The 25829-nt window shown below is 72.3% G+C and carries 24 protein-coding genes; 13 read left to right on the top strand and 11 right to left on the bottom strand.

Features of this window, described 5'->3' with window-relative positions:
* Positions 1–19: 19 nt before the first annotated feature.
* The 3 genes from BS75_RS39420 to BS75_RS39410 all read right to left on the bottom strand — a co-directional run bounded on the left by BS75_RS39420 (position 20) and on the right by BS75_RS39410 (position 3130).
* Positions 20–862 carry a polysaccharide deacetylase family protein gene (locus tag BS75_RS39420; protein WP_034094704.1) on the bottom strand — a complete coding sequence of 281 codons (843 nt, stop codon included), beginning with the start codon at positions 860–862 and terminating at the stop codon, positions 20–22.
* Positions 863–1023: 161 nt separating this feature from the next.
* The gene (locus BS75_RS39415) at positions 1024–2421 is read right to left on the bottom strand and encodes a histidine-type phosphatase (protein ID WP_042438939.1); all 1398 of its coding nucleotides are present in this window, start codon (positions 2419–2421) and stop codon (positions 1024–1026) included.
* Positions 2422–2587: 166 nt separating this feature from the next.
* Positions 2588–3130: a cytosine permease gene (locus BS75_RS39410; protein ID WP_052070311.1), complete on the bottom strand. Its 543-nt coding sequence runs from the start codon at positions 3128–3130 to the stop codon at positions 2588–2590.
* 24 nt (positions 3131–3154) lie between these two features.
* Between BS75_RS39410 and BS75_RS39405 the strand changes: the two genes are divergently transcribed.
* The gene (locus BS75_RS39405; protein WP_174515066.1) at positions 3155–4042 is read left to right on the top strand and encodes an SDR family oxidoreductase; all 888 of its coding nucleotides are present in this window, start codon (positions 3155–3157) and stop codon (positions 4040–4042) included.
* Positions 4043–4095: 53 nt separating this feature from the next.
* Here BS75_RS39405 and BS75_RS51755 read toward each other — a convergent pair whose 3' ends face one another.
* Entirely contained in the window at positions 4096–4221 is a 126-nt protein-coding gene (locus BS75_RS51755) for a hypothetical protein (RefSeq protein ID WP_267970499.1), read from the bottom strand.
* Positions 4222–4367: 146 nt separating this feature from the next.
* Between BS75_RS51755 and BS75_RS39400 the strand changes: the two genes are divergently transcribed.
* Positions 4368–5186, top strand: coding sequence for a hypothetical protein (locus BS75_RS39400; protein WP_052070309.1), 819 nt, complete (start codon positions 4368–4370; stop codon positions 5184–5186).
* On the opposite strand, the gene BS75_RS39395 is transcribed toward BS75_RS39400, so the two are convergent.
* Positions 5175–6398 carry a nitric oxide synthase oxygenase gene (locus BS75_RS39395; RefSeq protein WP_269330729.1) on the bottom strand — a complete coding sequence of 408 codons (1224 nt, stop codon included), beginning with the start codon at positions 6396–6398 and terminating at the stop codon, positions 5175–5177. The genes BS75_RS39400 and BS75_RS39395 overlap by 12 nt on opposite strands.
* 255 nt (positions 6399–6653) lie before the next feature.
* On the opposite strand from BS75_RS39395, the gene BS75_RS39390 reads away from it, so the two are divergent.
* Complete coding sequence (locus BS75_RS39390; RefSeq protein ID WP_052070306.1) at positions 6654–7910, top strand: MFS transporter; 1257 nt, start codon at positions 6654–6656, stop codon at positions 7908–7910.
* Between the two features lie 165 nt (positions 7911–8075).
* Here BS75_RS39390 and BS75_RS48865 read toward each other — a convergent pair whose 3' ends face one another.
* Positions 8076–8591 (bottom strand): hypothetical protein, encoded by a 516-nt coding sequence (locus tag BS75_RS48865; RefSeq protein WP_052070304.1) that lies wholly within the window; start codon positions 8589–8591, stop codon positions 8076–8078.
* Positions 8592–8852: 261 nt separating this feature from the next.
* Between BS75_RS48865 and BS75_RS39380 the strand changes: the two genes are divergently transcribed.
* Complete coding sequence (locus BS75_RS39380) at positions 8853–9665, top strand: hypothetical protein (protein ID WP_034091646.1); 813 nt, start codon at positions 8853–8855, stop codon at positions 9663–9665.
* Positions 9666–9698: 33 nt separating this feature from the next.
* Here the strand turns inward: BS75_RS39380 and BS75_RS39375 are convergent, their stop codons facing one another.
* Complete coding sequence (locus BS75_RS39375) at positions 9699–10655, bottom strand: AraC family transcriptional regulator (protein WP_034091645.1); 957 nt, start codon at positions 10653–10655, stop codon at positions 9699–9701.
* Positions 10656–10755: 100 nt separating this feature from the next.
* Here BS75_RS39375 and BS75_RS39370 point away from each other — a divergent pair, with 100 nt between their 5' ends.
* Both BS75_RS39370 and BS75_RS39365 read left to right on the top strand, forming a co-directional pair.
* Complete coding sequence (locus BS75_RS39370) at positions 10756–11676, top strand: MBL fold metallo-hydrolase (RefSeq protein WP_034091644.1); 921 nt, start codon at positions 10756–10758, stop codon at positions 11674–11676.
* Positions 11677–11849: 173 nt separating this feature from the next.
* Positions 11850–12941, top strand: coding sequence for a vWA domain-containing protein (locus BS75_RS39365; RefSeq protein ID WP_034091643.1), 1092 nt, complete (start codon positions 11850–11852; stop codon positions 12939–12941).
* A gap of 37 nt (positions 12942–12978) precedes the next feature.
* Here the strand turns inward: BS75_RS39365 and BS75_RS39360 are convergent, their stop codons facing one another.
* On the bottom strand, positions 12979–15357 hold the full coding sequence (locus BS75_RS39360) for a SpoIIE family protein phosphatase (RefSeq protein WP_081983059.1): 2379 nt from the start codon (positions 15355–15357) through the stop codon (positions 12979–12981).
* Between the two features lie 250 nt (positions 15358–15607).
* Here BS75_RS39360 and BS75_RS39355 point away from each other — a divergent pair, with 250 nt between their 5' ends.
* The gene (locus BS75_RS39355) at positions 15608–15940 is read left to right on the top strand and encodes a hypothetical protein (RefSeq protein ID WP_034091642.1); all 333 of its coding nucleotides are present in this window, start codon (positions 15608–15610) and stop codon (positions 15938–15940) included.
* A gap of 274 nt (positions 15941–16214) precedes the next feature.
* Here the strand turns inward: BS75_RS39355 and BS75_RS39350 are convergent, their stop codons facing one another.
* Both BS75_RS39350 and BS75_RS39345 read right to left on the bottom strand, forming a co-directional pair.
* A complete protein-coding gene (locus BS75_RS39350; protein ID WP_034091641.1) occupies positions 16215–16808 on the bottom strand; it encodes a hypothetical protein in 594 nt (197 codons plus the stop codon).
* A 202-nt stretch (positions 16809–17010) separates the two neighbouring features.
* The gene (locus tag BS75_RS39345; protein ID WP_034091640.1) at positions 17011–17946 is read right to left on the bottom strand and encodes a L,D-transpeptidase; all 936 of its coding nucleotides are present in this window, start codon (positions 17944–17946) and stop codon (positions 17011–17013) included.
* 279 nt (positions 17947–18225) lie between these two features.
* Here BS75_RS39345 and BS75_RS39340 point away from each other — a divergent pair, with 279 nt between their 5' ends.
* The 3 genes from BS75_RS39340 (at position 18226) to BS75_RS45315 (ending at position 23206) form a co-directional block, all read left to right on the top strand.
* Complete coding sequence (locus tag BS75_RS39340; RefSeq protein ID WP_052070302.1) at positions 18226–19470, top strand: serine hydrolase domain-containing protein; 1245 nt, start codon at positions 18226–18228, stop codon at positions 19468–19470.
* 148 nt (positions 19471–19618) lie between these two features.
* Positions 19619–19960: a trypco2 family protein gene (locus BS75_RS39335; protein WP_034091639.1), complete on the top strand. Its 342-nt coding sequence runs from the start codon at positions 19619–19621 to the stop codon at positions 19958–19960.
* 6 nt (positions 19961–19966) lie between these two features.
* Positions 19967–23206, top strand: a complete 3240-nt coding sequence (locus BS75_RS45315; protein ID WP_052070301.1) for an NACHT domain-containing protein — start codon at positions 19967–19969, stop codon at positions 23204–23206.
* On the opposite strand, the gene BS75_RS39325 is transcribed toward BS75_RS45315, so the two are convergent.
* Entirely contained in the window at positions 23158–23649 is a 492-nt protein-coding gene (locus BS75_RS39325) for a hypothetical protein (RefSeq protein ID WP_042438934.1), read from the bottom strand. The two genes, BS75_RS45315 and BS75_RS39325, sit on opposite strands and share 49 nt — an antisense overlap.
* Before the next feature lie 266 nt (positions 23650–23915).
* Between BS75_RS39325 and BS75_RS45720 the strand changes: the two genes are divergently transcribed.
* The 3 genes from BS75_RS45720 (at position 23916) to BS75_RS39310 (ending at position 25826) form a co-directional block, all read left to right on the top strand.
* Positions 23916–24470, top strand: a complete 555-nt coding sequence (locus BS75_RS45720; protein ID WP_034091638.1) for a COG4315 family predicted lipoprotein — start codon at positions 23916–23918, stop codon at positions 24468–24470.
* Positions 24471–24588: 118 nt separating this feature from the next.
* Positions 24589–25083: a sigma-70 family RNA polymerase sigma factor gene (locus BS75_RS39315; RefSeq protein WP_034091637.1), complete on the top strand. Its 495-nt coding sequence runs from the start codon at positions 24589–24591 to the stop codon at positions 25081–25083.
* Entirely contained in the window at positions 25080–25826 is a 747-nt protein-coding gene (locus BS75_RS39310) for a zf-HC2 domain-containing protein (RefSeq protein ID WP_081983057.1), read from the top strand. The genes BS75_RS39315 and BS75_RS39310 overlap by 4 nt, the downstream gene beginning before the upstream one ends.
* Positions 25827–25829 lie beyond the last annotated feature (3 nt).

Genomic DNA, 25829 nt, shown 5'->3' with positions numbered 1-25829 from the left:
CAGCCGGGGGGGTGGCCGCTCAGGACTGCGGCCCCAGCGCGGTGAAGCGGTAGCCGTTGTGGATGAGGCGGGGGAGGTAGTCGGCGAGGGCCGCGACGGTCTGGGAGCGGTCCGCCGGTCCACCGGGCTCGATGGGTCCGTCGATGAGGCAGCCGTCGTGCTCCAGCACGATCGAGCCGGTGCAGGCCCGGCTCAGGACCGTGTCGACGATCGCGTCGGCGCCGGGGTTGGACCAGTCCCTGGGGTCGACCGACCAGGAGACCGGCCGCAGCCCGAGGTCGGCGCAGACGTCGAACGACGCCCGGGTGAAGTAGCCGTAAGGCGCGCGGAACAGGCTCGGCGGCCGGACGCGTCCGGCCGCGGCGATGATCTCGCTGGTGCGCTCGATCTCCGTACGGACCTGGGCGTCGGACCGCTTGCCCAGGTCGGGATGGGACCAGGTGTGGTTGCCCACGTGGTGGCCCTCGGCCAGGACCTGGCGCAGGACGTCGGAGTACTTCTCGACGTTCTCGCCGATCATGAAGAAGGTCGCGGTGACGCCGTACCGGCGCAGGATCGCCAGGACCTGGGCGGTGTACCGAGGGCCCGGGCCGTCGTCGAACGTCAGGGCCAGGGTCATCGGCCCGGCGTCCACCGAGTACTCCGGCTGCTCCGCCGGAGGGGCGGTCCCCCGGACCGCCGACAACGGCTCCGCCAGGTGCCGGGGCGGCGTCCCGGCCGGCGGATGCGAACCGGTCGGGCCCGGCTCGGCCCGGCTCGGCAGCGCGTCACCGGAGGTCCGCGCCCGGGCGCAGGAACTGAGCAGCGCGACCCCACCGGCGCCGAGGAGCAGTCGCCGGGAAAATCCAGTCTGACGGTTCATCACCTTCGAAGTCTCGTCCATCCCGGGTCGAGCAGGTGATCGACTCGCCCGGGACCTGCGGAGGCGGTCCACCCGACGGGCTTCCCCGGATGCGCGGGGCGCCACCCGGCCCCGGGGCGCAGCCGGGGCCGGGGGCGCAGCCGGGGCCGGGGGCGGGGGCGTCAGCCCTGGTTGAAGCAGCGCTCCAACTCGTTCAGGTCGTAGAAGTAGCTGCCCTTGGCGATCGGCTTGCAGGAGGGCTTGAAGGCGGTCTCCTTCTCGTTGTACAGCATCCGCACCAGGTACTCGCTGCCCCCGGCGGCGGTCGAACTGCCGCGGCTGCCGCCCACGGCGGGGCCGGCGTACAGGTCCCACTGGACGTTCGCGGCCATCGGGGTGACCTGCGCGCCGCGCCAGGGGTTGTTCCGGTACGTGTACGGCTGGTCCGGGTCCGCGGCCTCGGTGCTGCCGGGCAGGTCCAGCAGGACGGCGAGCGGGATGATCTCCTCGGCATGGGTGAACCGGAGCACGGCGCCCGCGTCGCTGCTGCCGTCGGCCTTCGCCTCGGCCTGGGTGAACAGGTCGTCCAGCAGGACACTGGCCATGTTGTAGGTGATGGTGCGTCCGCTGAAGGCCGGGCCCTTCTGGTAGAAGGACGTGGCGTCGTCGAGGTAGGCGAACCAGTGGGCGTCCTGGGCCGGCAGGAAGGGATCGAGGTCCACGTCCGGGGCCTCCACGCTCAGGTCGGGCGCGGCGCTGTAGAGGTTGTACAGCGAGGTGGAGAAGGAGATCTGGTCGGCGCTGGACATCGCCTTGACGAAGCGCGCGTCGAACAGGCGCGAGACGATGTGCTCGGCGGACTCCACGGTGCTGGGCCCGCCGTCGATCTCGGCCAGCACCGCGGCCAGTTCCGGGTCGCTCGCCAGGTACGCCTGGTAGTCGGCGTTCTGCGGCTGCTTGTGGAAGTACAGCAGGTTCTTGTCGGTCACCGGGGCCTGGATCAGCCCGGCCAGTGCCGGGTCGCCGGTGGCCAGGCTGCTGGTGAAGGCGTTGGCGCTCGCCACGACGCGGGCCACGCCGGAGGTCTCCACCTCGATCGGCTCCTGCTTCGCGGCAATGGCGGTGAAGAGCGAGGGCAGGCGACGTTCCAGGCGCAGCGCCAACTGCTGCTGCTCCTGCACCCCGAGGCCGGAGAGGTTGCCGTAGCCGACGGACGTGGCAGCGGCCTGGAGCGCCTGCACCTGGGGGCCCAGTCGCGCACCGAGTCCGGTCAGCTGCCCCTGGGCCTGCGCGCTCCGGACCACCGCGAGCACCGCGTCCACGTCGCTGCTGTCCGTCATGGCACGCGCGCCGTGACGGATGACGTCCTCCGTGAAGACCGGGGTGAAGCCCTTCGGCGCGCGCTGGTAGCCGTTGAGTCCCTCCTGCGGCTGGTACGGCGTCATCGTCGTGTAGTAGTGCCGGTCGACGTGCGGGGTACGCCTCAGGTCCTGGGCCGAGGCGGTGCCGCCGGTGAGGGTGACGGCGGTGGCCGTCAGGGTCACGGCCAGGGCGACGCCGGTGGCGACGGTGCGGTTCATATGGGGGTCCTTCGGATGGTTCGGGGCTGTCGACCGGACGGACACGACACCTCGCCCCGGATCGTCGCAGTACCGGCGGAACCGGCGCCGACCTCGCACCATGATCCGGATGACGGGAGGATGAACCTGTTCCGCAGCTGTGCCGCAGCCGGTCCGTCCGGCGCGGTCACCGGTTGACGGCGGGTCGGATCAGCTGGTGTGCGGCCGCGCCGCTGCGGACAGCGCGGGTTGCGTCCCGCCCCGCGCCGCGGTGGCCGCACGCTCCGTCCGGCGCCGTGGCCACCGGGCCGACCAGGACCGGGGTGTCGACGCACAGCAGGGCTGCCGCGGTGCCGAGGACCAGTGCACCGACGCCGGCCCAGTTGACGCCGTGCCGGTACCAGTAGCGGCTGCCCGGGGTCTCGTCGTGCAGCTGCTCGCCGTCGTAGCGGTTGCGGCGCAGGAGGATGTCGGTGCCGTAGAGGGCCATGCTGGGTCCGAGCACGGCCACCGAGAGGGTGAGGACGTTGTTGAGGGTGTCCAGGAAGTCGGAGATGAACAGCGCGTACAGGGTCAGGGCGACGGCGGTGACGCCGTCGAAGAAGACGGTGGCCGACCGCTTCCAGGGGATGCCCACCGCCTGCGGGGCGAGGCCGGAGCGGTAGGCGGTCAGGACGTTGTTGGTGATCGAGCCGATCATGACGAGCTGCTGGCCACCGCGTTCGCCCACGCGGCCGTAGGGGAACGCCGGCAGGTGTTCGCCGCCGCCGAGCAGGGCGCCGAGGACCCGACGGGCCGGATCCGCAACCTCCTGGCGCTCATGGCCGGCGAGCAGCGCGACGAGGTCAGCCTGCTGTGGCTCGACGCCTGGCAGGCCGGTCGCCGCCGACCGCTGCTGCTGCTGCTGGAAGAGGTCACCCGCCAGATGGTGGCCTGGAGGGACTCCCTCGCCGCACTGATCGACGACGGCGTCGCCGGCGGCGAGTTCCACACCGACCACCCCGATGTGACGGCCGTGCAGATCCTGACCGTGATCGACGGGCTCAGCGTCCGGGCCGCCATGCGCGGCACCGAGCTCGACGACCTCGACCGGCTCTTCGCCGAGATCACCCGGCGCAGCGGCCGACTCGACATCGTGGTGGCCAACGCCGGGGGCGGCGGATACGGCCCGCTCGGCGAGATCACCGAGGAGGAGTACGACCGCACCACCTCCACCAACCTCAAGGGCACCGTCTTCACCGTCCAGAAGGCCCTCCCGCTGCTGTCGGCCGGCGCCTCGGTGATCCTGCTGTCCTCCAGCGCGGCCCTGCTCGGCGTCCCCGGCCTGAGCGTCTATGCCGCCACCAAGGCCGCGATCCGCAGTCTGGCCCGCACCTGGGCCGCCGAACTCGCCGGCCGCAGTATCCGGGTCAACGCCCTCACCCCGGGCCCCGTCGCCACTCCCGGCGGCGACGGGCTGCGGGCCGTACTGCCGCAGGGCGATCCGGCCGCAGCACCCGGGGAGTCCGGCGCGCCGACCCCGCTCGGCCGCCTGGGCCGCCCCGACGAGGTCGCCGCCACCGCCCTCTACCTGGCCGGGGACCAGAGTTCCTTCACCACCGGCGCAGAGCTGCTCGTCGACGGCGGCGCCACCCAGCTCTAGACCGGAGCCACCGGCGACGGGAGGGGTGCGGCTCCCTTCGCCGGCTCGACTCATCAGGGCAGGTGCTGCATCCCGTTCCGCATGCCGTCCACGTAGACGAGGAACAGGCCGGCAATGACGATGATCGTCGTCCCCAGCACAACGAATCCGGTGACGAGATCACGTGACGGTCGGCGCATGCCCCGAACCTACAGTGCGGCGAGGTGGGACGAGGTTCGAAACGGGTCCGGTGCGGTGCTCCCCCGGCATGGCGTAGCGTGCTCTTCCGACCGCGGTCGGGGCCGGTAAGCCCCGGCTGCCGAGACCTGAGAGCCACGGAGTGCTGATGCCGACGTCTCCCCTCGTCATCGCGGAACTGGGCGGTGTCTGGCGACGCACGCTGGTACGCGAGGCGGACGGCTCGACCGACCGCACCACCGCCGTCACCTGGGTCCAGGGCCCCTCCCTGTTCGGGGATCTGCGCCGACCAGCGCGCCTCGACGAGGCGGTCGGGAGCGGATGCCTGGCGGACCTGGACCGTCCGCAGTTGCTCGCCCTGTGCGAGCAGAAGGCGTTCGCCGGCACGCTGGAGGCGGACGACAGCGTGTTCAGCTGGGTCCGCCGGATCGACCTGCACCCGCCGACCGCTGCGCCCGACGCCGGAACGCTGCGCTGGGAGCGGAGCGCCCGGGCCGGGCAGGACGCGCTGCTGGTGGAGGAGGGCGTGCACGAGGACTACCTGGAGCACTGGGCGCCGGTGCTCCGGGTCCCGGACGCCCTTGCGGCGGCGGCGCTGCTGGAGGATCCGCAGGAGGGTTGCACGGGTGTGCTGGTGCGGGCCGGCTCCTGGTTCTGCTACGCCAGGGACCGGCCCGTCCCCCTTCCCGCGTCGGCGGTCTCCCTCGCCGAGCAGGTCGCCGGTTGCGCCGGTCGGGCGCAGGCGGTGGCGCTGCTGGACTGCGAGGTGTCGATCGGCCGGGTGCAGGCCGAGCACTGGGAGATCACCCGCTCCACGCTGCCGCACCGGGTCGGAGCCGTGCTGCGCCCCGTGTTGAGCCCCTCGGGCGATCAGTTGCGGATCGGCGACGCCGATCCGCACGGTCGGGACCGCGCCCGCGACTGGCTGCTGTCACGGGCCGAGGGCCCGCTGGCGCTACTGACCTGACCGACCGGCTCCGGCTCCGTTGACGCTGCTGGCTCCGTTGACGCTGCTGGCCCCGGCGACGCTGCCGGACTGCCAGGGCGCAGGGTGGGGAGCGAAGTTGGGGCGGACCCTGGTGGCCTCGTAACGCCGCTGCCAGACCGGCGTGGTCGAGCCGCTGGTGGCCGGCACGATCGCGGACCAGTCGGCGGGGCAGGTGCGGCCGCTCTTGTGCTCGCGCTCCTCGTGCCGCACGAACTGCTTGGTGGCGAAGTGGTGGTCGATGATGGCCACTCCGTCGCGGTCGTAGGAGTGCAGGACCGCCGCGGTGAGCTCCAGCAGCGCCCGGTCCCGCCACAGCGTGCGGTCCCGGCCGGTGTCCAGGCCCATTCCCCGGGCCACCAGCGGAAGTTTGTCGTAGCGGTTGGTGTCGGACAGGTTGCGGGCGCCTATCTCGGTGCAGGTGTACCAGGCGCTGAACGGGGCCAGGGTGTAGCGCAGGCCGCCGAGTTCCAGCACCTGGTTGGAGATCGTGGGGAAGGCGTGCCAGCGAAGGCCCAGCTGTTCGAAGAACGGGAACTCGGGATGGCTGATGCGCACTTCGGGGACCGCGTCCGAAGGCAGGTCGAACAGTCGGGGTTCGTGTCCCGGCCGCTGGATGACCAGCGGAAGGACGTCGTACTCGGTCCCCCGGCCACGCCAGCCGAGCCGCAGGACGGCCTCGGTGAGCTCCACCGTCTCCGGGTCGCCCAGGACGGATCCGTCGTGCCGACGGTAGCCCGCGTATCGGATGAGCTGACCGTTCCAGACCCGGGGGCCCGGCCGTTCCGGCCCGCTCGGCGCGAAGACGCTCAGCAGCAGGCGTACCTTGCCGCCGTTCCAGGCCTGCCGGAGATGGTCCACCAGCGCTTCGAACAGCTCGCCCTCGTCACCATCGGCCCCCGCGTCGCGGCAGTCCCTGGTTTCCAGGCCCTTCCAGTAGAACTTGCCGACGCACTGGGGGTTGTTCCGCCAGGCGATCCGGCTGCCCAGGAGCAGTTCCTGCGTGCTCTGCCGATAGCTGCCGGTCAGGGCCAGCTCGGCTGCGATCTCCCCGATCCGCCGATCCGCGGCCTCGGCCGAGAAGTGCCCTTCCCCGGCAAGTTGGCGCACCAGGTCAGCGGCCTCCTCGGCCACGGGCCCTGACTGCGGGGAGGAAGGTGTGGACGGTGGTACGCACAGACGTGAAGTCGTCACGATGAGTCCCCTGTTCAACGCCGAGCAACGGGTTCACTTGTACGAAACATCCGAGAAACTTCCGACCGCAGCACGGTATGCCACGAAGGTCAGTACGCGGACCTCTGCGGGCCCCGTTTGACGAAACCCATGCGTGCCCCTGTCGACCCCGATGCGGCCGACGCGCAGGACGCTGCGCACGCTATGGTGATCGGATTGGGCAAACCACAGCGCGCCGGAGAAACGGGTGGGTCGGCGCGCCGGTTGGAGTGCTCCGTGACCAGTGCTGTTTCCACGCTTGCAGGCGGCTCGCGGCTGCCCGCCGTCTCCTTTCTCGCCCGGCTGCCCGCTGCCCTGTGCCCCACCGGCACCCTGCTGGTCGTCACGGCCCGCAGCGGAATCGGAACGGCCGGACTCGTGGCCGGTGCCCTGTGGGTCGGCCAGGCCATCGGCGGCCCGCTGATCGGGCGGCTGTCCGACCGGCGGGGCCAGCATGCCGTCGTCCTCACCGCTGCGCTGTCCAACGCGGTGGCCCTGCTCCTGCTGGTCGCCGCCGTGCTGACGGACCGCCCACCGGCGCTGCAGGCCGCGTGCAGCGCGCTTGCGGGCCTGACCGTCCCCCAGATCGGACCGCTGTCCCGCAGCCGCTGGGTCCGCCTGGCCGAGCAGCGCGCCGACGGTCAGGGACTGATCGGCGCTGCGCTGTCGATGGACGCCACCCTGGACGAGATCAGTTTCGTCGCGGGCCCCGCACTGGCCGGGCTGCTGGCGTTCACGCTGCCGCCGGTGTCCGGGCTGCTGCTGGCCGCCGCACTGATCGCCGTCTTCGGCACGCTCTTCGCCCTCCACCCCTCCGGCTCCCCGGCCGTGGCGGCGAGCCGGACCCCGGCCGGCCCGCCGCCCCCGCTTCCGCCCGTGCTGCGGCCGCTGCTGGCGCTGGCGCTGCTGCAGGGCATGTTCTTCGGCTCGGCCAACGCCGGGGTGAATGCGATGGCCGCCTCCGATCCCGGAGTCGCCGGGCTGGTCTGGGCGACGATGGGGGTGAGCAGCGCCCTCGTGGGCCTGCTCGTCACCGCGCGGCCCGGGCCACTGCCGCTGCCCTCCAGGCTGCGCCGGTCGCTCGCCGTGCAGGCGGTGCTGGCACCCGGTCTGCTGCTGGTGCACACACCGTCGGCGGCCGCCCTGGTCCTGGTCCTCGTCGGCACCGCCGTCGCCCCCACCCTGATCGCCCTCTTCTCGCTGGCCGCGAGCAGGGCCCCGGCACAGCGGATGGCCGAGGTCATGACCTGGCTCGGCAGCGCCCTGATCATCGGTCAGGGTCTGGCCGCCGTCGCCGCCGGACAACTCGCGCACCGCTTCGGCTGCACCGCATCGTTCGGGCTGAGCTGCGCCGCAACAGTGCTGGCCCTGGTCGTGGTCCTGCTCAGCCGGATCCCCGCGCCCGGCCCGCCCCCACCTCGGCCGGTGGCCGACCCGGCCGCGTCCGGCTCGCGCGGGCCGACGCAGTCGAAGGCCCAGAAGGCCTCCGAGTAGACGAAGGCGCCTGCCGCCCACGGCTCGTGGGCGGCCAACCCGTAGTAGCGCGGCGAACCCTCCAGGAATACCAGCGGCACACCCTCGCCGTCGGCCGCCGCGAGGGCGTGCTCGACCAGCCGGGTACCGATCCCCCTGACGCTGGAACTCCGGGACGGCCCCTCGTCAGAGACCGAACCTGCCGCGCAGGCCCAACGGCCGCTTCCCCGACACGGGTTCGGCGACGGCCTCGCCGGGAGCCGCCCCGCCGTCGCCGGGGTCCACGGCGGCGTCCGTGGTCGCTGCACCGGTCCGGATGCGGCTCTTCCGCATGACGACGGGTGCGACGGGTGCGACGGGTGCTGCGGGTGCTGCGGGGGCCGGCGTCGGGTCGGTCCCGCCGAGGCGCTCCGCCAGGGCGTCGCGTTCGGCGGCGGTGCGCCTCGCCTCGGCCCTGGTCGCCCGCAGTTCCACCCGCTGGCTGCGCGCGCGGGCTCCACCGGCCAGGAGCATGGCGCAGCCGAGGGCGAAGACCAGCGACAGGGCGATGCCGGCCAGGAATATCCGGGGGCCGCTCACCGTGGCGAGGTGGTGCCCGAACATCATCACCTCGTAGGCCGGGCCGCCGGACGAGTTGTAGGCGACCAGCAGGAAGGTGAAGGCCGCGGTCGCCCCCACGAGCAGTAGTCCCAGCAGTAGCATGGCGTTCATCCTTCGATCGATCCGACACTCGGTCCCGGTGCGCCTACCCCCGAGTGCCGACCACATGTCTGCTCGGCAGCGGTCGACAAGGACGTTGGTGCGAACAGTCGGGCCGGGCCGTCGCCCGGGATCACCGTGGCACCCGGGAACCGACAGGGGCGTCGGGGCGTCTCCCTGCTACCGGGGGCGAGCGGACTGCCCGTCAGCTGCCCCACCGCAACACAACCGAGTAGCCGCAGTCGGAGCACCGAAGGAGCATCCGTGGCACTGCCCAGCGAGACCGCCGCGCTCACCGTCGACCAGGAGCCGTACCAACTGTCGGGCACCGTGCGCGGACACGCCACCCTGCTCGTGCGCGTCGAGGACACCGCCGCGCGGCCGGTGCTGCGGCTGCAGCGCTTCCTCCCCCGGGTGGCCCTGCTGTGCTTCCGCGACCTGGCCCCGGACGGCTCCGTGCTGGGGCCGGGGCAGGTCGCGGTGACCGTGACGGATCCGGGGTCCCGGCAGCTCGACCACCGCATCGACCCGCCCCCCGGGGCGGCTGCGCGCGAGTACCGGCTGGAGTGGGTGCTGGATCCGCAGGACCATCCCTCGATCGGGGTCGAGGGGGTCGAGCTGCTGCTGTTCCGGGTGTACCTGCTGGCCGACGAGTCCGACCCGGCCGGCCTGGAGCGCGAGCAGGGCCGCGTCCTGATCGCCTGGTTGAACGCGGAGTCCGTGCTGCGCGCGCGGAGCGCGGACTCGCGGACGCCGGAGCCGCTGCGCCTGGCGCTGACCGCCCTCCTGGACGGCGAGGAGCAGAACCCGCCGCGCTGCGAGTGGTGCAAGCGGCAGTTCGACCTGGAGCACCTCGAACGGGAGGACGCGGTCTGGGAGCACAGCGCCGGTCCGGAGTCGGAGGAGGTGCGTCGGCTGGTCGTCCGGCACGCGCTGGCCGGGCCCTCCCCCTGGTCCGGCATCCTGCGCGGCGGGCACAACTGGCACCATGTGGATGTGAACCGGGAGTTGGAAGCCGCCCGCGAGCGGCACCGGGCACGCCTGCTGGCATACGCCCCGTCCGACGCCGCGCCGTAGCCGCCTCGCTTCGGCAGGGCGCGGCAGTCGGCCTCAGAGGCCTTCGGCGGCCCGGTCCCGGTAGCGGCCCGGGGTGGTCCCGAACTCGCGGTGGAAGGCGTGGGAGAGCGCGTACGGGGTGCCGTAGCCGACCCGGCGCGCGACGACGGCCAACGGGTCCGTGGTGTCCCGGAGCAGGGTGGCGGCGAACGTCAGCCGCCACCAGGTGAGGTAGGCCATCGGGGAGCGGCCGACCAGAGCGGTGAACCGCCGGGCCAGGGTGGCACGGGAGACGCCCGCCGCCGTGGCCAGCCGCTCGATGGTCCACGGCGCGGCGGGGTCCGTGTGCAGCGCCCGCAGGGCGGCGGCGGCGACCGGATCGTCGAGCACGGCCGGCCAGACCCCGGTGGCGGCCCCGGCCATCCAGGAACGGATCATGTAGACGAGCAGGAGGTCGACCAGGCCGGGGACCGCGATGCACGAACCCGGTTGCTGCTCACCGAGTTCCCGGCCCAACAGGTCGATCGCCGAGCGCAGTTCCGGATTGCTGCCGACCCGGTTCGGCAGATGGACGACCGGCGGCAGTTCCGCCATCAGCGGGTGCACCCGGCTGCGGTCGAGCCGGTACTTCCCGCACAGCAACTCGGCCCGGCGGGGCGGGGACAGGGGCGGGGACAAGGGCGGGGACAGGGGCGGGGACGGCGGGCGTCGTGGCCAGGTCCCGGCCGACCAGGCCTCGAAGGGCACCGCCCGCCGGAGGGTCGCCGCGTCGGCAGGGGAATCGGCGAGCACGTGCCCCGTGCCGTGGGCCAGCAGCACCACGTCCCCCGCAGCCAGCGAGACCGCGGGACCGCCGTCCGGAAGCAGCCAGCAACTGCCCTCCAGCACCACGTGGAAGCCCGCGCCGTCGTACGGGGCGAGCCTGGTGCACCAACTGCCGTCCACCCGCACCCGCTCCGAGGAAGGTCGGCCGATGCGCACGGCCGCGATCGCGTCACTCAGTACGTCCACCGGTCCAGCGTATCCCCTTGCTGAATGCTGAGACTGACGCGTATTCAGCTGAGCGGGACGAGCATTGAGACGCTCAACTGCCCTCCCTAGAGTCAAAGCCATGGATATCGAGAACGCACAGGGCACTGATCTGGGGAACGTCGAGGTGCTGCGGGTCGTGGAGTGGCAGGGTGCCTTCGCCCCCGCCCGCGACATCGTCCCGCAGTCCGGCGCCGCCCTCTGGAAGGACAACGAGGAGTGGCTGGCGCCGGACCACTGGGAGCCGGAGAGCGACCGGCTGGTGGCGGCGCTGCAGACCTGGGTGCTGCGCAGCGGCGGACGGACCGTGCTGGTCGACACCGCGGTGGGCAACGGCCGCGAGCGGCCCGGCAGCCCGCAGTTCCACCACTGGCAGGGCGACTTCCTCGGCGCCCTGGCCCGCGCCGGCGTCCGCCCGCAGGACGTCGACCTGGTCGTCAACACCCATATCCACGCCGACCACGTCGGCTGGAACACCACCGGCGGCGAGGAGCCCGGGGGCGAGTGGGTGCCGACGTTCCCCAACGCCCAGTACCTCGTTCCGGCCCGCGACGACGCCTACTTCGGCCCGGCGAACGGCTACGGGGGCGGGATCCACGAGGACGACCGGTTGACCTACCAGGACAGCATCGCGCCGATCCACCGGTCCGGGCAGGTGGTGCTCTGGGACGGGACCCACCGCATCGACGAGAACCTGACCCTGGAGTCCGCCCCGGGCCACACCCCCGGCTCCTCCGTGCTGCGGGTCGACGCCGGCGGCCGACGGGTGGTGTTCGCCGGGGATCTGCTGCACAGCCCGGTGCAGATCCTCGCCCCCCACTGCAACAGTTGCTTCTGCCTGGACCCCGAGCAGGCCGCCGCCAGCCGCCACCGGATCCTCGCCCGAGCCGCGGACGAGCACGAACTGGTCATCCCCGCGCACTTCGGCGGAACGGGCGCCGTGGAGGTGCGACGCGAGGGCGACGCGTTCGCCCCCGGCAGCTGGGTGCCCCTCGGGGTGTGACCGGCCCCGCCCCGGCGGCGGCGTGCCGCCGGGGCGGGCGCACCGCCGCCGCCGAGTCGGACACCTGTCGGACCCCGGGTCAGAACCGGTTGTCAGTACCCCCTCCTAGGGTGGGAGCAACGTTGGAGGGGACGCCGGAAGGCACCGAGAGAGCGCCGGAAAAGGGGTAGACCATGTCTGCGAACAGGATCAAGCACAAGGTCAACCATGTCTCGCTGGTGGTCGACAAGTCGGGCTCGATGCGCAAGCACGAGGCGCAACTGGTGCGCGTGGTCGACGAGTTCGTGAAGGGCCTGCAGGAGGAGTCCGACCGGCTCGGTCACGAGACCCGGATCAGCCTCTACGCCTTCGACCACGAGGTGAAGAACCTGGTCTGGGACATGGACGTCAAGCACCTGCCGTCCCTGCGGGGCCTCTACGGGGTCGACAACGGTGCGACGGCCCTGATCGAGGCGGCCGTGAAGTCCGTCGACGACCTGAAGCACATCTGGGAGGAGTACGGGGAACACTCCTTCCTCCAGGTGGTGGTCACCGACGGCGAGGAGAACGCCTCCGGCTGCTCGGAGACCGGCAGGATGCACACCCGCATGGCCGGCGGCCAGGGCGCCGCCGTACTGAAGGGGTGGCTGGGCCGCATCCGGAGCGCCATGGACGACCTCCCCGACCACTGGACCTCCGCGATCCTGGTCCCGAACTCCCTGGCCAAGCGCACCGCCCAGGAGTACGGCTTCCCGGCGGGCAACATCGCCATCTGGGACGCGGACTCCAGCCAGGGGGTCGAGGAGGCCATCGGCACCGTCAAGACGGCTGCCACGAGCTTCCTGCGCGGCCGCGAACAGGGCGTGCGCGGCACCAGGAACCTCTTCGCCATGGGCCAGGACCTGAACACCGCCGAGGTGAAGGCCAATCTCGACTCCCTGGACGCCGGCAAGTACATCCTGATCCCGGTCGACCAGCCGGCGGGGATCCGCGACTTCGTCACCCGCGCCGGGCACCCGTACCGAACCGGCTGCGCCTTCTACGAGTTGTCCAAGCGCGAGAAGATACAGGGCAGCAAGCAGCTCGCCGTCGCGGAGAAGGACCCGGCCACCGGTCGGATGACAGGCAGGGTGTTCTCGGGTCCGGCGGCCCGCCGGCTCCTCGGGCTGCCGGAGTCGGAGGCCACGGTGAAGCCGGGCGACAACGCCTCCTACACCGTGTTCGTCCAGTCGACCTCCGTCAACCGGAAGTTGGTCTCCGGCACCAAGCTGCTGGTCATCCTGTAGCCGCTTGTAGCCGGCTGCGGCCGGCAGCGCCCGGGCGTCAGGGAAGCGGCTGCTCGGTCCAGATGGTCTTGCCCCGGGCGCCGTAGCGACTGCCCCAGCGGCTGGTGAGCTGGGCGATGATGTACAGGCCGCGACCGCCCTCGTCGGTGGCCAGGGCGCGGCGCAGCCGGGGCTGGGTGTTGCTCTGGTCGGAGACCTCGCAGACCAGGATGCGTTCGCGGATCAGCCGCAGGACGGCGGGACCCCCGGTGTACCGGATGGCGTTGGTGACCAGCTCGCTGACGATGAGCTCGGTGGCGAACATCTGCTCCTGGAGCCCCCACCGCTCCAGTTGGGCGGTGGCGTCGTTGCGGGCGGTCTCCACGGCGGACAGGTCGGCGGGATACTCCCAGACGGCGGTGTCGCTGCCGAAGATGGCCCGGGTCCGGGCGAGCAGCAGGGTGGCGTCGTCCCCCGGGTGGTCGGTCCCGGTGGGCAGCAGCCCGGTGAGTTCGGACCCAACCTCCTCCAGCGGACGGCCGGGGCGGTTCGCCCGGTCGAGTCGGCCGAGCAGCCGGGGTGGGCCGGTCACGGGGTCGCGGCCGGTGAGGCCGTCGGTGTACAGCGCGAGGAGGCTGCCCGGCGGGAGGGTCACGCTGGTGACCTCGAACGGGTTCTCACCGACGCCCAAGGACGGCCCCGGGACCAGTTCCAGATAGTGGGCCTCGCCACCGGGCACGATCACGGCGGGCGGTGGATGCCCGGCGCTCGCCACCTGGCACTCCCGGCTGACCGGGTCGTAGACGGCGAACAGGCAGGTGGCGCCGACGGTGTCGGGCTCGTCGGCCTCCGCTGCCATCCGCTGGACGAGGTCGTCGAGGTGGCTGAGCAGTTCGTCGGGCGGCACGTCGAGGTCGGCCAGGGTCTGTACGGCGGTGCGCAGCCGGGCCATGGTGGCGGTGGCCTGGAGCCCGTGGCCGACCACGTCGCCGACGACGAGCCCGACCCGCAGCGAGGACATCGCGATGGCGTCGAACCAGTCGCCGCCGACGCTGAGGTTGCCGTCGGCCGGCAGGTAGGTGCCGGCCGTCTCGCAGGCGGTGCTCTCGGTCGCGTTGGGTGGCAGCAGGCTGCGCTGCAGGGCGATGGCGGTCTTGTGTTCGCGAGTGTAGCTGAACGCGTGGTCCAGGCCGATCGCGGTGCGGTCGCAGAGGTCCTGCAGGAGTTTGAGGTCGGTGTCGTCGAAGGGCACGGGGTCGGTGGTGCGCCAGAGTGTCACATTTCCGAAGAGGCGGCTGCGGTGGTACAGCGGACAGAGCAGCGCGGAGCGCATCCCCTCGGGCATCAGCAGGGCCAGCAGCTCCGGGTCGTGGGCGAGCAGTTTGCGCCCCGTCGCCGGGTCGACCTCGAACACCCTCCCGACCGCGATGGCGGCGCTCTCGGCCTGGTCGGTGACCATCGGAATCGCCTCGCCGAGCTGGACCATCGCGCGCGGCCAGACGCCGTCGGCGGACTTCACCGCCACCCGGCGCGGGGCCGAGGCCGCCATGCCCGGGTAGCCCAGCGGCGGATCGCGTCCCTGGAGTACGTCATCGGGGAAGTCGACGGCCACCAGGTCGCCCATGGCCGGGACCAGCGCCTCGGCCAGGTCACGGGCGTTGTGCACCACGTCGAGCGAGCTGCCGACCTCGGCCCCGCCCGGCTCGGCGCCGGTGCGGCTGCGGTCGCGCCGACGGTCGGTGGCCTCGGTGACGGCGACGGCGACGCCGGTCAGGGCACCGAGCGGGTCCCGGATCGCGAAGCAGGTGAGCGGCAGCATCCGCTTGGAGCCGGCGGAGCGCCACAGGTACTCGGCCCCGGCCGTCGACGTCCCGCCGTCCACGATCCGGGCGAGCGCCGCCCGGACGGTCCCGTCGCTCCCGCTGCCCGCAAGCTCGGCCGGCCAGTCGGCGGCGGCGCTGTCGGGGCGCAGCAGTTCGAAGGCGGGGTTGCTGCGGATCAGGCGCAGGTTGGTGTCGAACTCGGCGAGGGGAATCCGGTCCTGCTCGAACAGGGCACGGGCCAGTGCTGAGTCCCCGTCCCAGGCCGCAGACGGGCGCGCCGGCACCGCGACCACCAGCGACCAGGGCACCCCGGCCAGCAGTCGGAGGTCGACCTCCAGCAGCGCTCCGCTGCGGTGCCGCAGCCGGGCCCGGTGGACGGAGGCGTCGCCGGAACGGGGTGCGGGTGCGGGTCCGGATGCGGGTGCGGGCCCGGGCCCGGGTGCGGCGAGCAGTTCCCGCGCGGGTCGGCCGATGACCTCCCCGTCGCTGCGGCCCAGCAGTTCGGCGGCCGCGCTCGACCACCAGACGATCCGACCGGCATCGTCCACCAGGGCTGCGGCGGCCCCGGCGAGCGGAGCGCTCGACGACGGAGCGGTGGGGATCCGAGGCTTCACGTGACTCCTCCGCGTCCAGTCCGCATCCAGCCGCACACGCCCGGTGTCGGCAGCCGATGAACCACCTCCCCCCAGCATGCTCCGGCCGGGGTCCGGAGGCATCCCCGCGCCGAGTGCCGGGGCCGGTCGGGGTGAAGTCGCAGGATCGGGTTCGGCCCGCCCCGATACCCGATTGGCCCGACGGATGCGGGGTACGCGTGCTCCGACGTCACACTGAACCCCGGCGTCACACGGAAAGGAGTGGGTGACCATGCCTCGCGGATCATCTCCCGAACGGGAACGCCAGTACGAGCACATCAGGGACAGCGTGCTGGAGCGCGGCACGAGCGAGAAGCTCGCCGAGGAGATCGCCGCCCGCACGGTGAACAAGGAACGGGCCCGGCACGGGGAGTCCAAGACCGCCAGCCGCAGCTCGCTCCAGGACATCTCCTCCTCGCGGCGCGGCGGGCTGCGCTCCCACAGCGGTGCGCAGGGCCCCACGAAGGAGCAGCTGTACAACGCTGCCAGGCAGCGCAACATCCACGGCCGTTCCACCATGAACAAGGCACAGCTCGAACACGCTCTCGACCGAGAGGGGTCCTGACCATGGGTACTGTCCCCGTACCACCCGAACCCGACACCACGCCGGTGCCGCGGCCGACTCCGACGCCGAGGCCGAAGCCGAGGCCGCCGGACCCTCCGGCGCCGCCCGGCGTACCCGTCCCGCCCCCCGAGCCGCCCACGCCGCCACGGCCGGGCGGGCCCGGTCCTCGCCCCGCTCCATCGGATCCGGAACAGCCCGGCCCGCAGGAGCCGCCGGACTGAACCCGGGCAGGCGCCGGGAGTGCGGTCCTGTGGACCGTTGTCGCAGCGCCGGGTCACATGCCCCGGCTCGGGCCCTGCCAGGGCTCGGGGCGTTCCTCGGCGGTCATCGGGCGTCGCTCGAACGTCACGGGCCCCGGATAGAACGCCGAGCTGTTGGGTCCGGCCATGTCCTCGCCGATCAGGTACCGGTAGAGCCATTCCGCGAAGCCCATGTCGTACCGGTACCACTCCTGGTCCCGGGAGACCAGGAGCCAGGGGCTCTCGGGCCCGGTGACCAGGAAGACGGTCTCGCCCCGGTCGGTGCCCGTGATCGGCCACAGCCCCGGTTCGGCGCCGAACGTGAGCTCGGTCAGGCCGAACAGCAGACGGGGGTCGTCGTCCGCGTCAAGGTCGTCCCAGTCGTTGTCGGACCAGGCTTCGGCAGTGTCCCGCAGGTGCTCGACGAGGTTCCAGCGCTCGGTCGCCGGGTGGTCCAGGTAGAGGTGCCAGTTGAGCTTGACCGGCGCGTAGGCATCGACGAGGGTCCGGTAGTCGGCCGGAAGTTCCACCCCGAGCTCGTCCCGTAGCCGGTTCCAGGCGGAGGGGTCCGCGTAGCGGTTCTCGGCGGGTCCCAGCATCGCCATCACGGCGGTCAGGTAGTCGGTCATGTCACCTCTCCGGGTAGCCGGCGCTCCGCCGGCCGAGGTGGGTCGGGTGTTGCGAGGCGCAGCGCAGGTTCGCGGCCCCGATCATGCCAGATCGCCCCTGTCCCCGGAGCAACCGCCGTGCCGTCAGCGCCCCTTGGCCGTCGGCGGCACGACCGGGCCGTGGGCGGGCGCGGATCCCCGGTCCGCGCCCGCCCCGGCGCGGTCAGGCGGTCCCGGCTCCGGTCGCGCTGCCCGCCAGCCACTGCGACCACGACAGGTCGTAGTCCGCGTAGCCGTTGTCACCGGCGGCCTTGCCCCGCGGCGACCCGGTGACGGTCACCGGGTCCCCCGGGATCACGTTGTCGTAGTACCACTCGGCGTTCGCGTACGAGAGGTGGATGCAGCCGTGCGAGCCCTTGCCGTGCCCCGGGTTGGGGTCGCCGGTGGAGTAGTGGACGAAGGTGCCCGAGTACGTCAGCTGGACGTCCCAGGGGAGGGTCAGGTCGTAGTAGTTGGGGTTGTTCGGGTTGCAGGTGATGCCCACGCTGCACGAGGTCATCCGCACCCAGCGCTGCTTGTCGACCACGGCCATCGTGCCGTCCCAGCTCGGGAAGGCGGAGCTGCCCGCGTCGATCGGCATGGTGCGCACCACCCGGCCGTTGCGGGTGATCTTCATGCTGTGGCCGGGCACGGACACCGTGGTCTCGAAGTCGGCGCCGACGGTGAAGGTGTGCCGGTAGGTGCGGACGCCGCGGCGCCCGTGCCCGTCGCCGACACCGGTCAGCGCGGCGTTGAGCGTGACCTTCGTTCCGGCCGGCCAGTACCCCTTGGGCCGCCAGTCGACCCGGGTGTCGCTGAACCAGTGCCAGGCCCCGGTGACCGGCACCGACGTGGTCACCCGCAGGTGCCGCTCGATCGCGGCCCGCGCCGAGGGCGCCACCGGATCGGTGAAGACGACCGAGATCGGCATGGCCACTCCGACCGTCGATCCCGTCGTCGGGGTGATCGAGTCCAGCAGCATCGGCGCGGCAGCGGACTGGGCCTTCACGTTCGCGCCCGTGCTGACGGCCGCCATCGCACTGCTGCCGCCCAATCCACCCCCCGCCAGTACCGCACCGACCATGACCGCCACCCCGATACTGCGCTTCGTTCGCCCCACAATGTGCTCCGCTCATGCCATGGACTGGGACACTTGACGCTTTCAATGACTCCTGAACCACGCCGGCGGTTGCGCCCCACCTCCGCCCGGCGCTCCCCCGTGGAGCCGGACCAGGATCCCACCCCGGTTCCTGGCACCGCTGACGTTCCGTCGGGTTGACGGATCACGGGCGCTCCAGGAGGCTCGACGGGCGTCGGCACAGACCTGCGCACGCACGGGCCGATTCCGGCACTTCGCTGCGCCGCACGCCGCGGACGCACGGTCGAACTGGAGAGTCACGTGATTCGACGTGGTACCGGCACCGCCCGGCGGATCCTGGTCGGAGTGGTCACCGCAGCGACGCTCGCCTCCGTCGTCGCGACCGGCGCACCCGCCGGGGCGGCCACCGCCAGGCCGGCGGCAGGTCCGGGAGCCAATCTCGGGGCGCTGCGCACAGCGCTGGAGGCCGTCGTCCGGGCCGGGGCGCCCGGCGTCTTCGCCCAGGTCCAGGACGGCTACGGCGCCAGGAGCTACACGGTCGCCGCAGGCACCGGCGACACCGCCACGCGGACGGCGGTCAATCCCGGCGGCGAGTTCCGCGTCGGCAGCATCACCAAGACCTTCACCGCCCTGCTGGTGCTGCAGCTGGTCGCACAGAAGCGGGTCGACCTGGACGCGGCGGCCACCCGCTACCTGCCGGCCGGCCTGCTGCCGAGGAACTCGCCCATCACCGTCAGGGAGCTGCTCGACCACACCAGTGGGCTGTACGACTACACCGACGACCTGCTGACCGGAGACACGGTCACCGGCTACCAGCGGTTCCGCTACCGGACCTTCACCCCGCAGTCCCTGGTCGCGGACGCGGTCGGGCACGGCCCGCAGTTCCGGCCCGGCAGCCGGTACAGCTACTCCAACACCAACTTCGTGGTGCTCGGGCTGCTGGTCGAGCGGGTGACCGGGCTGCCCTACGGCACACTGCTGCAGCAGCGCATCCTCAAGCCGCTGCACCTGACCCACACGTTCTTCGTGGTGCCGCGGACCACCGTCCCGGGGGTGCACTCCATCGGCTACCTCACTCAGGACCGCCCCGGCCGGCCGCTGTTCGACGCGACCGACCAGACCGCCTCCTGGCTGTGGGCCGCCGGGGCGCTGATATCCAGCACGTCGGACCTCAACACCTACCTGCGGGCACTCGTCACCGGGCGCCTGCTGCCGGCCGCCCAACTGGCCCAGATGGAGCGGACGGAGTACGTGAACCGGACCACCCGCTACGGCCTCGGCCTGCGGGAGTACCGGCTCCCCTGCGGGGTGGACGTGTACGGCCACGACGGCATCATCGAGGGCTACCAGACCTACTCCTACACCACCGCGAACGGCTCCCGGCAGGTCACCGTCTCGGCCGACGCCTCCAACAACACGAAGGTCTACGCCGCCGAACTGCTGACCCTGACCCCGGTGTTCTGCGGCACCGCGGCCACCCCCGCCGCAACGGGGCTCGCGGTCGCCGACTCCGCCCAGGTCGCCCGGGAGGAGACCACCGGCTGAGCAGCCGGCCCGGCGCCCGGCTGATCCAGCGTCAGCAGCCCGCGCTCAGGCGCTCGATGACCTTCGCGCCCAACGGCAAGAAGCCCCCGGGGGCCGAACCACCCTGGTACCTTCGTGGTACCACCATGCTCAACTCGTAGGGGGAGAGATGGCCGGATTCGACGAGATAGAGCTCTCCAGCGCGGTGCACGCCATCCGCGAGCAGCTCACACAGGCGATGCAGCACAGTGCCGACTCCCCCATCCAGATGACGGTCGGTCCCATCCAGATGGACTTCACCGTCGAACTCCGGCGGGAAGCCACCGCAACGGGAGGCATCAAGGCCTGGGTGGTCAGCGCGGACGCCGAAGCGAAGAAGTCCCGGGGCACGACGCATCGGATCTCGTTCACGCTCACGCCGAAGGACTCGGTCACCGGTCGCGACATCGAGGTCGGCAACGACGATCCGGGCCGTGTCTCCCGCTTCGGCGGTGCGCTCCCTGGAAACTGACGAACCATGCACCCCGAGCGGGAACGCATCGCCGCCGTCCTCGCGAAGAACCAGGGCAGCGGCTATCTGCTGACGCCCTGGCTGGTCCTCACCTCCGCGCATCTGCTCGGCGGCAATCCGCCGGTGGTGGTGGTCCCCGGTGGCGTCGGCCAGGTGCCCTTCCGCGTGGTGTGGTCCCGGTACGAGGAGGACTGCGACGCCGCGCTGCTGGTCTCCGAGCAGGCTCTCACCCGTCCCTTCACCGCACCCGGATGGACCCGGATCGAGGACCTGGCGCCACGGCCGAACGCGGTCTCCATCGGTTATCCGCAGGCGCAGCGGGACGCCGTCGGCGCGCTGGACAGCGAGCAGCTCAGCGGAACCCTCAAGCCCGGTTCCAGCCTGCTGCGCCGTCTCCACGTGCTGGACAACGTCCACGGCGGACCCTTGACCGGCCAGGGAGGCGGTTCTCCCTGGGCCGGGTTCTCCGGATCGGCCGTCTTCCACGAAGGCCGGCTGGCGGGCGTGGTGCACGCCGATCCCGGTGGCCTCTGGCAGCACCACCGGCTGGAGATCACCCCTTCCACCACCCTGCTCGACGACGAGGACTTCGTCCGCGCCTGCGAGCGCTACGGGGCCCGTCCCGATGTCAGCCGCTCGGTGATGCCCGACGCCGACGACTTCGAGGACCAGCTGCGCCGGGTCATCATCGAGCAGTCCAGCGCGCTGCAGATCATCGGGTTGAACCCGCCCGGCGGCGGCGAGGAGTTCTGGTCCCTCGACACCAGCTACCTCAGCCTGGAGCTGCTGGGCGGCGGCACCTCCGTCGCCAAGCGGGCCGAACAGGCGCTCTCCGGCCAGAGGCGGGTCCTGGTCCGGGGGCAGGCCGGTTCGGGGAAGACGACGCTGCTGCAGTGGCTGGCGACCGCAGTCGCACGCCGTGAGCTGCCACCCTCGCTCGGCGATCTGGACGGATACATCCCGCTGCTCATCCGGTTGCGGTCCGTCCCGGCGGGCGGAGTGCTGCCCTCGCCCGAGGAGTTCCTCTCCTACGTGGCACCGGGCCTGACCGGGCGCAGCGAGGCCCGGGGCTGGGTGACCGGGAAGCTGACCCAGGGCAGGGTGCTGCTGCTCATCGACGGGGTGGACGAAGTCCCGGAGGAACGCCGGTCGCAGACCCGGCAGTGGCTCAGGCAGCTCATCGTGGCCTTCCCGGAGAGCCGCTGCGTGATCACCACCCGCCCCTCGGCCGTGCGCGAGGGCTGGCTGGGCGGCCTGAAGTTCCACGAACTCGAACTGCTGCCGATGAACAGCACGGACGTCATCGCGTTCATCGACAAGTGGCACCGGGCCGCAGCGAGCGGGCAGCCGAACGACGAACGCATCGTCAAGTGGCGCGACGATCTGACCACAGCCGTGGTCACCAAGCGGGACCTGGGCCGGCTGGCCACCAATCCGCTGCTCTGCGCCCTGATCTGCGCGTTGAACCGGGACCGTCGCGGCTACCTGCCCAGCGGTCGCATGGAGCTGTACGCAGCCGCGCTGGAGCTGCTGCTGCAACGACGCGACGACGAACGCGGTGTCCAACTGGCGCGGGACCTGCGGCTGGACCCCGCCCATCCCCCGCAGCTCCTGCAGCGGCTGGCCTACTGGCTGGTCAAGAACGGCGCGACGGAGATGCGGTACAGCCAGGCGGTACGGATCATCGAGGCCTCGCTGCCGGCCCTGCGCCACCTGACGGCCAATCCCGACCGGGTACTGAACCAGCTGATCGACCGCAGCGGACTGCTGCGCCAACCGACGCCCGACTCGGTGGACTTCATCCACCGCACCTTCCAGGACTACCTGGCCGCCCGAGCCGCCATCCAGGACGACGATCTGGGCGTCCTGGTCCTGAACGCCCACAACGACCAGTGGGAGGACGTCCTCCGGATGGCGGTCTGGCACGCCACGCCGCGCGTGCGCAGCAAACTGCTGGACCGACTGCTGCGGCAGGCCCGGCAGGACACCGTGCACCACGACCGGCTGGTCATCCTGGCCATGACCTGTCTGGAGCACGCGAGCGAGCTGGACCCGCTGATGCAGCAGCGCGTGGAACGGGAGGCGGCCCGGCTCATCCCGCCGCACAACGCGCGGTCGGCGGCCAGCCTGGCCTACGCGGGCGGCACGATACTCGAACTGCTGCCCGGCCCGGAGGGCCTCGACGACGCGACGGCCCGTGCCGTGGTGGCCACCGCCACCCTGACGGCGGACACCCGGGCCCTGCCGCTGCTCGCCCGCTACGCCGGCCACCGCGACCCGGAGGTGCGCGAGATGCTCGCCTCGGCCTGGGGCCGCTTCGACACGGTCGAGTACGGGCAGCAGATCATCGCCCAGCTCAGGTACGACGACCTGATGTTCATCAGCACCACCTCGCAGGCCCAGATCGACTTCATCGCGACGGTCGGCGGGCGCCCGTACATCTCCCACACGGGACCGCTCAGCGGATCCCAGCTCGACTCCCTCGGCAAGGGGCAGCTCGAAGGCCTGTGCCTGATCGATCCGCTCGCCGGGATGGACCTGGCCCCGCTGGCCGAGTGCCGCACCCTACGGTTCCTCATGCTCCAGGCCGCACAGGCCGACCTGCAGCCGCTGGCCGGCCTGCCGCTCCGGTTGCTGCTGCTGGAGGGACACTTCGATTCGCTGCACAGCCTGGCCTCCATGGTCCGACTGACCGGCCTGGTCCTGCACGCGGTGAAGCGGGGGGACGTGCCCAGGACGCTCGGCCACCTGCCCCGGTCGCTGGAGCTGCTGCGGATGAGCGTGCCGGGTGGTGAACTGCAGCTGGAGGATCTCCTTCCGCTGCAGCGGCTGATCCAGCTCGAACTGGAGGCCTTCGCGATTCCGCCCAGGTTCCGCGCACCGCTGACGCAGCTCCCGGAGTTGCGGACGCTGGTGCTCGACGGTGAGATCCTCCCCACGCTGGAGGGCTCGCCGACACTGCCCGACATCAGGAACGTCGTGCTCCACCGCCCTCGCGGCCTCCCCGAACTGCGGCTGCTGGCCAAGGTCTACCCGGCCCTGGAAGTCCTGGTCATGCGCGACCTCCCCAACCAGGTCGTCGATGTCGGCCCGCTCGCGGAACTCCGCGGTCTGCGCCGGATAGCGCTGAAGGGCGCCGGTGAAGTGCGGGGCCAACAACTCCTGCCGAGCCACGTCGTGCTGGACGTCGACCGCGATCAGGAGGACGACGACCGCCTTCCCTTCACTCCCGTGGACGAGCCCTGACCCGGGTCCCGGGTGCGGGCGTTGCGCCATCGACGGGTCAGTGCCAGGCCGCACAGGGCGGTGACGACCGCGGCGGCCTCGGCGACGGCGGAGAGGGTCTTCTCCGGGTACCAGACGGGCTCGTACATGTTGCGCAGCGGCCCCAGGGCTCCGACGTCGACGTAGCGGTACAGCAGCACCGCGCCGGTACCGGCGAGCGCCACCAGCAGCGCGTACGCCCACACCAGCGGTCGTGTGCCGAGGAGGATCAGCAGGAGTGCGGCCAGGGCCGCGGCGGCGGCCTCGACCAGGAACAGGTCGCCCTGGCTGATTCCCCGGCCGGCGAAGTCGTATCCGGGGGCGAGGTCCGCGTGCACATAGGCGTCCACCGCCAGGGCGGCCGCGGTGACCAGGCGCAGCAGCCACAGTCCGGCGACGGCGTTCCGGGCCCGGTCGGTCCTCATCTCCTCCGCCTCCCGCCTGCGGCTGCTCGGCTCGCGCGGTACCTCGTCATCGCCGGCTCCCTTCGGTGGCGCCCGCCCCGTCGACCCCGAGGCTTCGTGGAGTGACTACGCCGGGCGCACGGGAAGGGTTCACGTCCGCGGACGCCGCGAAGGGTGAACCGCTCGCGGCCGCACCGCGTATGCCAGGCAGGACCCGCCGAGGGCGGGCCGATGGACCGACCGCCCCGCATCGGGCGGCGCGGTGGTTCCAGCGGAGGAGGTCCCCCATGAACCGTCTCATCGCCATCTCGGCCGGTGCGGTCGCCGTCGCGGCGCTGGCCGCCGGGTGCAGCAGTTCCGGTACCACGGCGTCCTCGCCGCCGGCGAGCAGCAGCGCACCCGCCGCCACGACCGCGCTGCACGCCCAGAGCTCGAAGTACGGCGAGATCCTCGTCGACGGCTCCGGCCACACCCTGTACCTGCTGACGGCCGACACCGGCGCGAAGTCGAGCTGCTACAGCGCCTGCGCGGCCGTGTGGCCCCCCGACACCACGACCGGGACGCCGACCGACAGCGGGGTCACCGCCTCCCTGGTCGGCACGAGCGCCAGGACCGACCACACCACCCAGGTGACCTACCAGGGCCACCCCCTCTACACCTTCGCCCACGACGCCCAGCCCGGTGACGTGAACGGCGAGGGCATCGCGAGCTTCGGCGGCACCTGGTACGTCGTCGGCGTCGACGGCAACGCGATCACCAGCGCCCCCGCCGCACCCGCCACCTCGCCCGGCACCGCACCCACCACCACGCCCAGCACGTCGGGAGGCGGCTACGGATACTGACCGGCCGGCCTCGGGGGTCCTCCGCCGGTCCGGACGGTCCGCCGTCGGGTTGAACCTTCCGCGCGGCGGAGGCGTACTGGAGCATGTGGAGCAGATACCGGCGCGCGGATCAGAGTTCGTGCGTGCCCTGTACGCCCAGTACGGACGCTCGGTGCTGGGGCGGGTACTCGGGCTGGTCCACGGCGACTACCAGCGGGCGGAGGACATCGTGCAGGAGACCTTCCTGCGTGCATGGCAGCACCAGGACTCGCTCGACCCGGACCGGGCGGCACCCTGGCTGCACACCGTCGCCCACAACCTGGTCGTCTCGGCCTACCGGCGCAGTGCGGCCCGGCCGCCGGAGTCGCCGCTGCCGGAGGGCGAACTGCCGCTGGCGGGAGGCGGTGAGGCGGAGCTGGACCGGATGCTGGAGCGCTGGCAGCTGGTCGAGGCGATGCGCGGGCTGCGCCCGGAGCACCGCGAGGTGCTGATCGAGGTGTACTACCTGCGCCGCACGGTCGCCGAGACGGCGGAGCGCCTCGGCGTCCCACCGGGTACGGTCAAGTCCCGCTGCTACTACGGGCTGAGGGCGCTGCGCGGAGTACTGGAGGAGAAGGGAGTGACATCCCCATGACGTCGCCGTGCCAGGAGAGCGTGTCCCTGGGCGCCTACCTGCTCGGGGCGCTGGAACCGGAGGAGCGCAGGGAGCTGGAGCGGCACATCGCGGGCTGCCGGCACTGCCAGGACGAGCTGGTGGCGATGGCCCCGCTGCCCGGCCTGCTGCGGCACACCGCCTTCGAGGAGCTCCCGGAGAGCGCCGCGGCGGCCGAGTCCTTCAGCCCGCCCACCGCGCCGCACACGACACCGCCCACGACACCGCCCGCCGGACCGGTGGGGGCGCCGGCGGCGGTTTCCGGCACGGTGGAGCTGCCGCTGCCGGTCCTCCCGGCGCAGCACCGGCGCCGCCGCCCGGGCGCCCGGGCGCTGGCCGGGGCCGGACTGGCGCTGGCGGCCGTCGTCGGCGGCACCGTCGTCTACGCCACCGTCGCCCGCGACCGTCCGGCCGCGGCCCCGGTGGCGGCGGCCACCTGGAGCGCGACCGACCCGACCACCCACGTGTCGGCGACCGCAGCGGTGTTCCCCGAGACCTGGGGCACCGAGTTCCAGCTGCGGCTCGGCGGCCTCCCCGCCGACATCACCTGCCATCTGGTGGTCCTCGGCAAGGGCGGAACCGACGAGACCGCCGGGACCTGGGGCTCCGGCTACTCGGCCACCGCCACCGTCCCCGCCTCCACCTCGATCAGCCCGGCGCAGATCAGCGGCCTGGCGGTGGTGGACGGCGCAGGCACCGTCCTGGTCCGGCTCGCCCCGAGCTGAGGG

It is taken from the genome of Streptacidiphilus albus JL83, from assembly GCF_000744705.1.
Lineage (GTDB): Bacteria > Actinomycetota > Actinomycetes > Streptomycetales > Streptomycetaceae > Streptacidiphilus > Streptacidiphilus albus.
Note: the sequence above shows the minus strand (reverse complement) of the source record. Positions and strands in the feature narration are given on the sequence as shown.

What these genes read in the sequence shown, in the direction of transcription:
- BS75_RS39420 (WP_034094704.1), bottom strand. Translation starts at nt 862, where the DNA reads ATGAACCGTCAGACTGGATTTTCCCGGCGACTGCTCCTCGGCGCCGGT.
- BS75_RS39415 (WP_042438939.1), bottom strand. Translation starts at nt 2,421, where the DNA reads ATGAACCGCACCGTCGCCACCGGCGTCGCCCTGGCCGTGACCCTGACG.
- BS75_RS51755 (WP_267970499.1), bottom strand. Translation starts at nt 4,221, where the DNA reads ATGCGCCGACCGTCACGTGATCTCGTCACCGGATTCGTTGTGCTGGGG.
- BS75_RS39400 (WP_052070309.1), top strand. Translation starts at nt 4,368, where the DNA reads ATGCCGACGTCTCCCCTCGTCATCGCGGAACTGGGCGGTGTCTGGCGA.
- BS75_RS48865 (WP_052070304.1), bottom strand. Translation starts at nt 8,591, where the DNA reads ATGCTACTGCTGGGACTACTGCTCGTGGGGGCGACCGCGGCCTTCACC.
- BS75_RS39370 (WP_034091644.1), top strand. Translation starts at nt 10,756, where the DNA reads ATGGATATCGAGAACGCACAGGGCACTGATCTGGGGAACGTCGAGGTG.
- BS75_RS39365 (WP_034091643.1), top strand. Translation starts at nt 11,850, where the DNA reads ATGTCTGCGAACAGGATCAAGCACAAGGTCAACCATGTCTCGCTGGTG.
- BS75_RS39355 (WP_034091642.1), top strand. Translation starts at nt 15,608, where the DNA reads ATGCCTCGCGGATCATCTCCCGAACGGGAACGCCAGTACGAGCACATC.
- BS75_RS39350 (WP_034091641.1), bottom strand. Translation starts at nt 16,808, where the DNA reads ATGACCGACTACCTGACCGCCGTGATGGCGATGCTGGGACCCGCCGAG.
- BS75_RS39335 (WP_034091639.1), top strand. Translation starts at nt 19,619, where the DNA reads ATGGCCGGATTCGACGAGATAGAGCTCTCCAGCGCGGTGCACGCCATC.
- BS75_RS45315 (WP_052070301.1), top strand. Translation starts at nt 19,967, where the DNA reads ATGCACCCCGAGCGGGAACGCATCGCCGCCGTCCTCGCGAAGAACCAG.
- BS75_RS39325 (WP_042438934.1), bottom strand. Translation starts at nt 23,649, where the DNA reads ATGAGGACCGACCGGGCCCGGAACGCCGTCGCCGGACTGTGGCTGCTG.
- BS75_RS45720 (WP_034091638.1), top strand. Translation starts at nt 23,916, where the DNA reads ATGAACCGTCTCATCGCCATCTCGGCCGGTGCGGTCGCCGTCGCGGCG.
- BS75_RS39310 (WP_081983057.1), top strand. Translation starts at nt 25,080, where the DNA reads ATGACGTCGCCGTGCCAGGAGAGCGTGTCCCTGGGCGCCTACCTGCTC.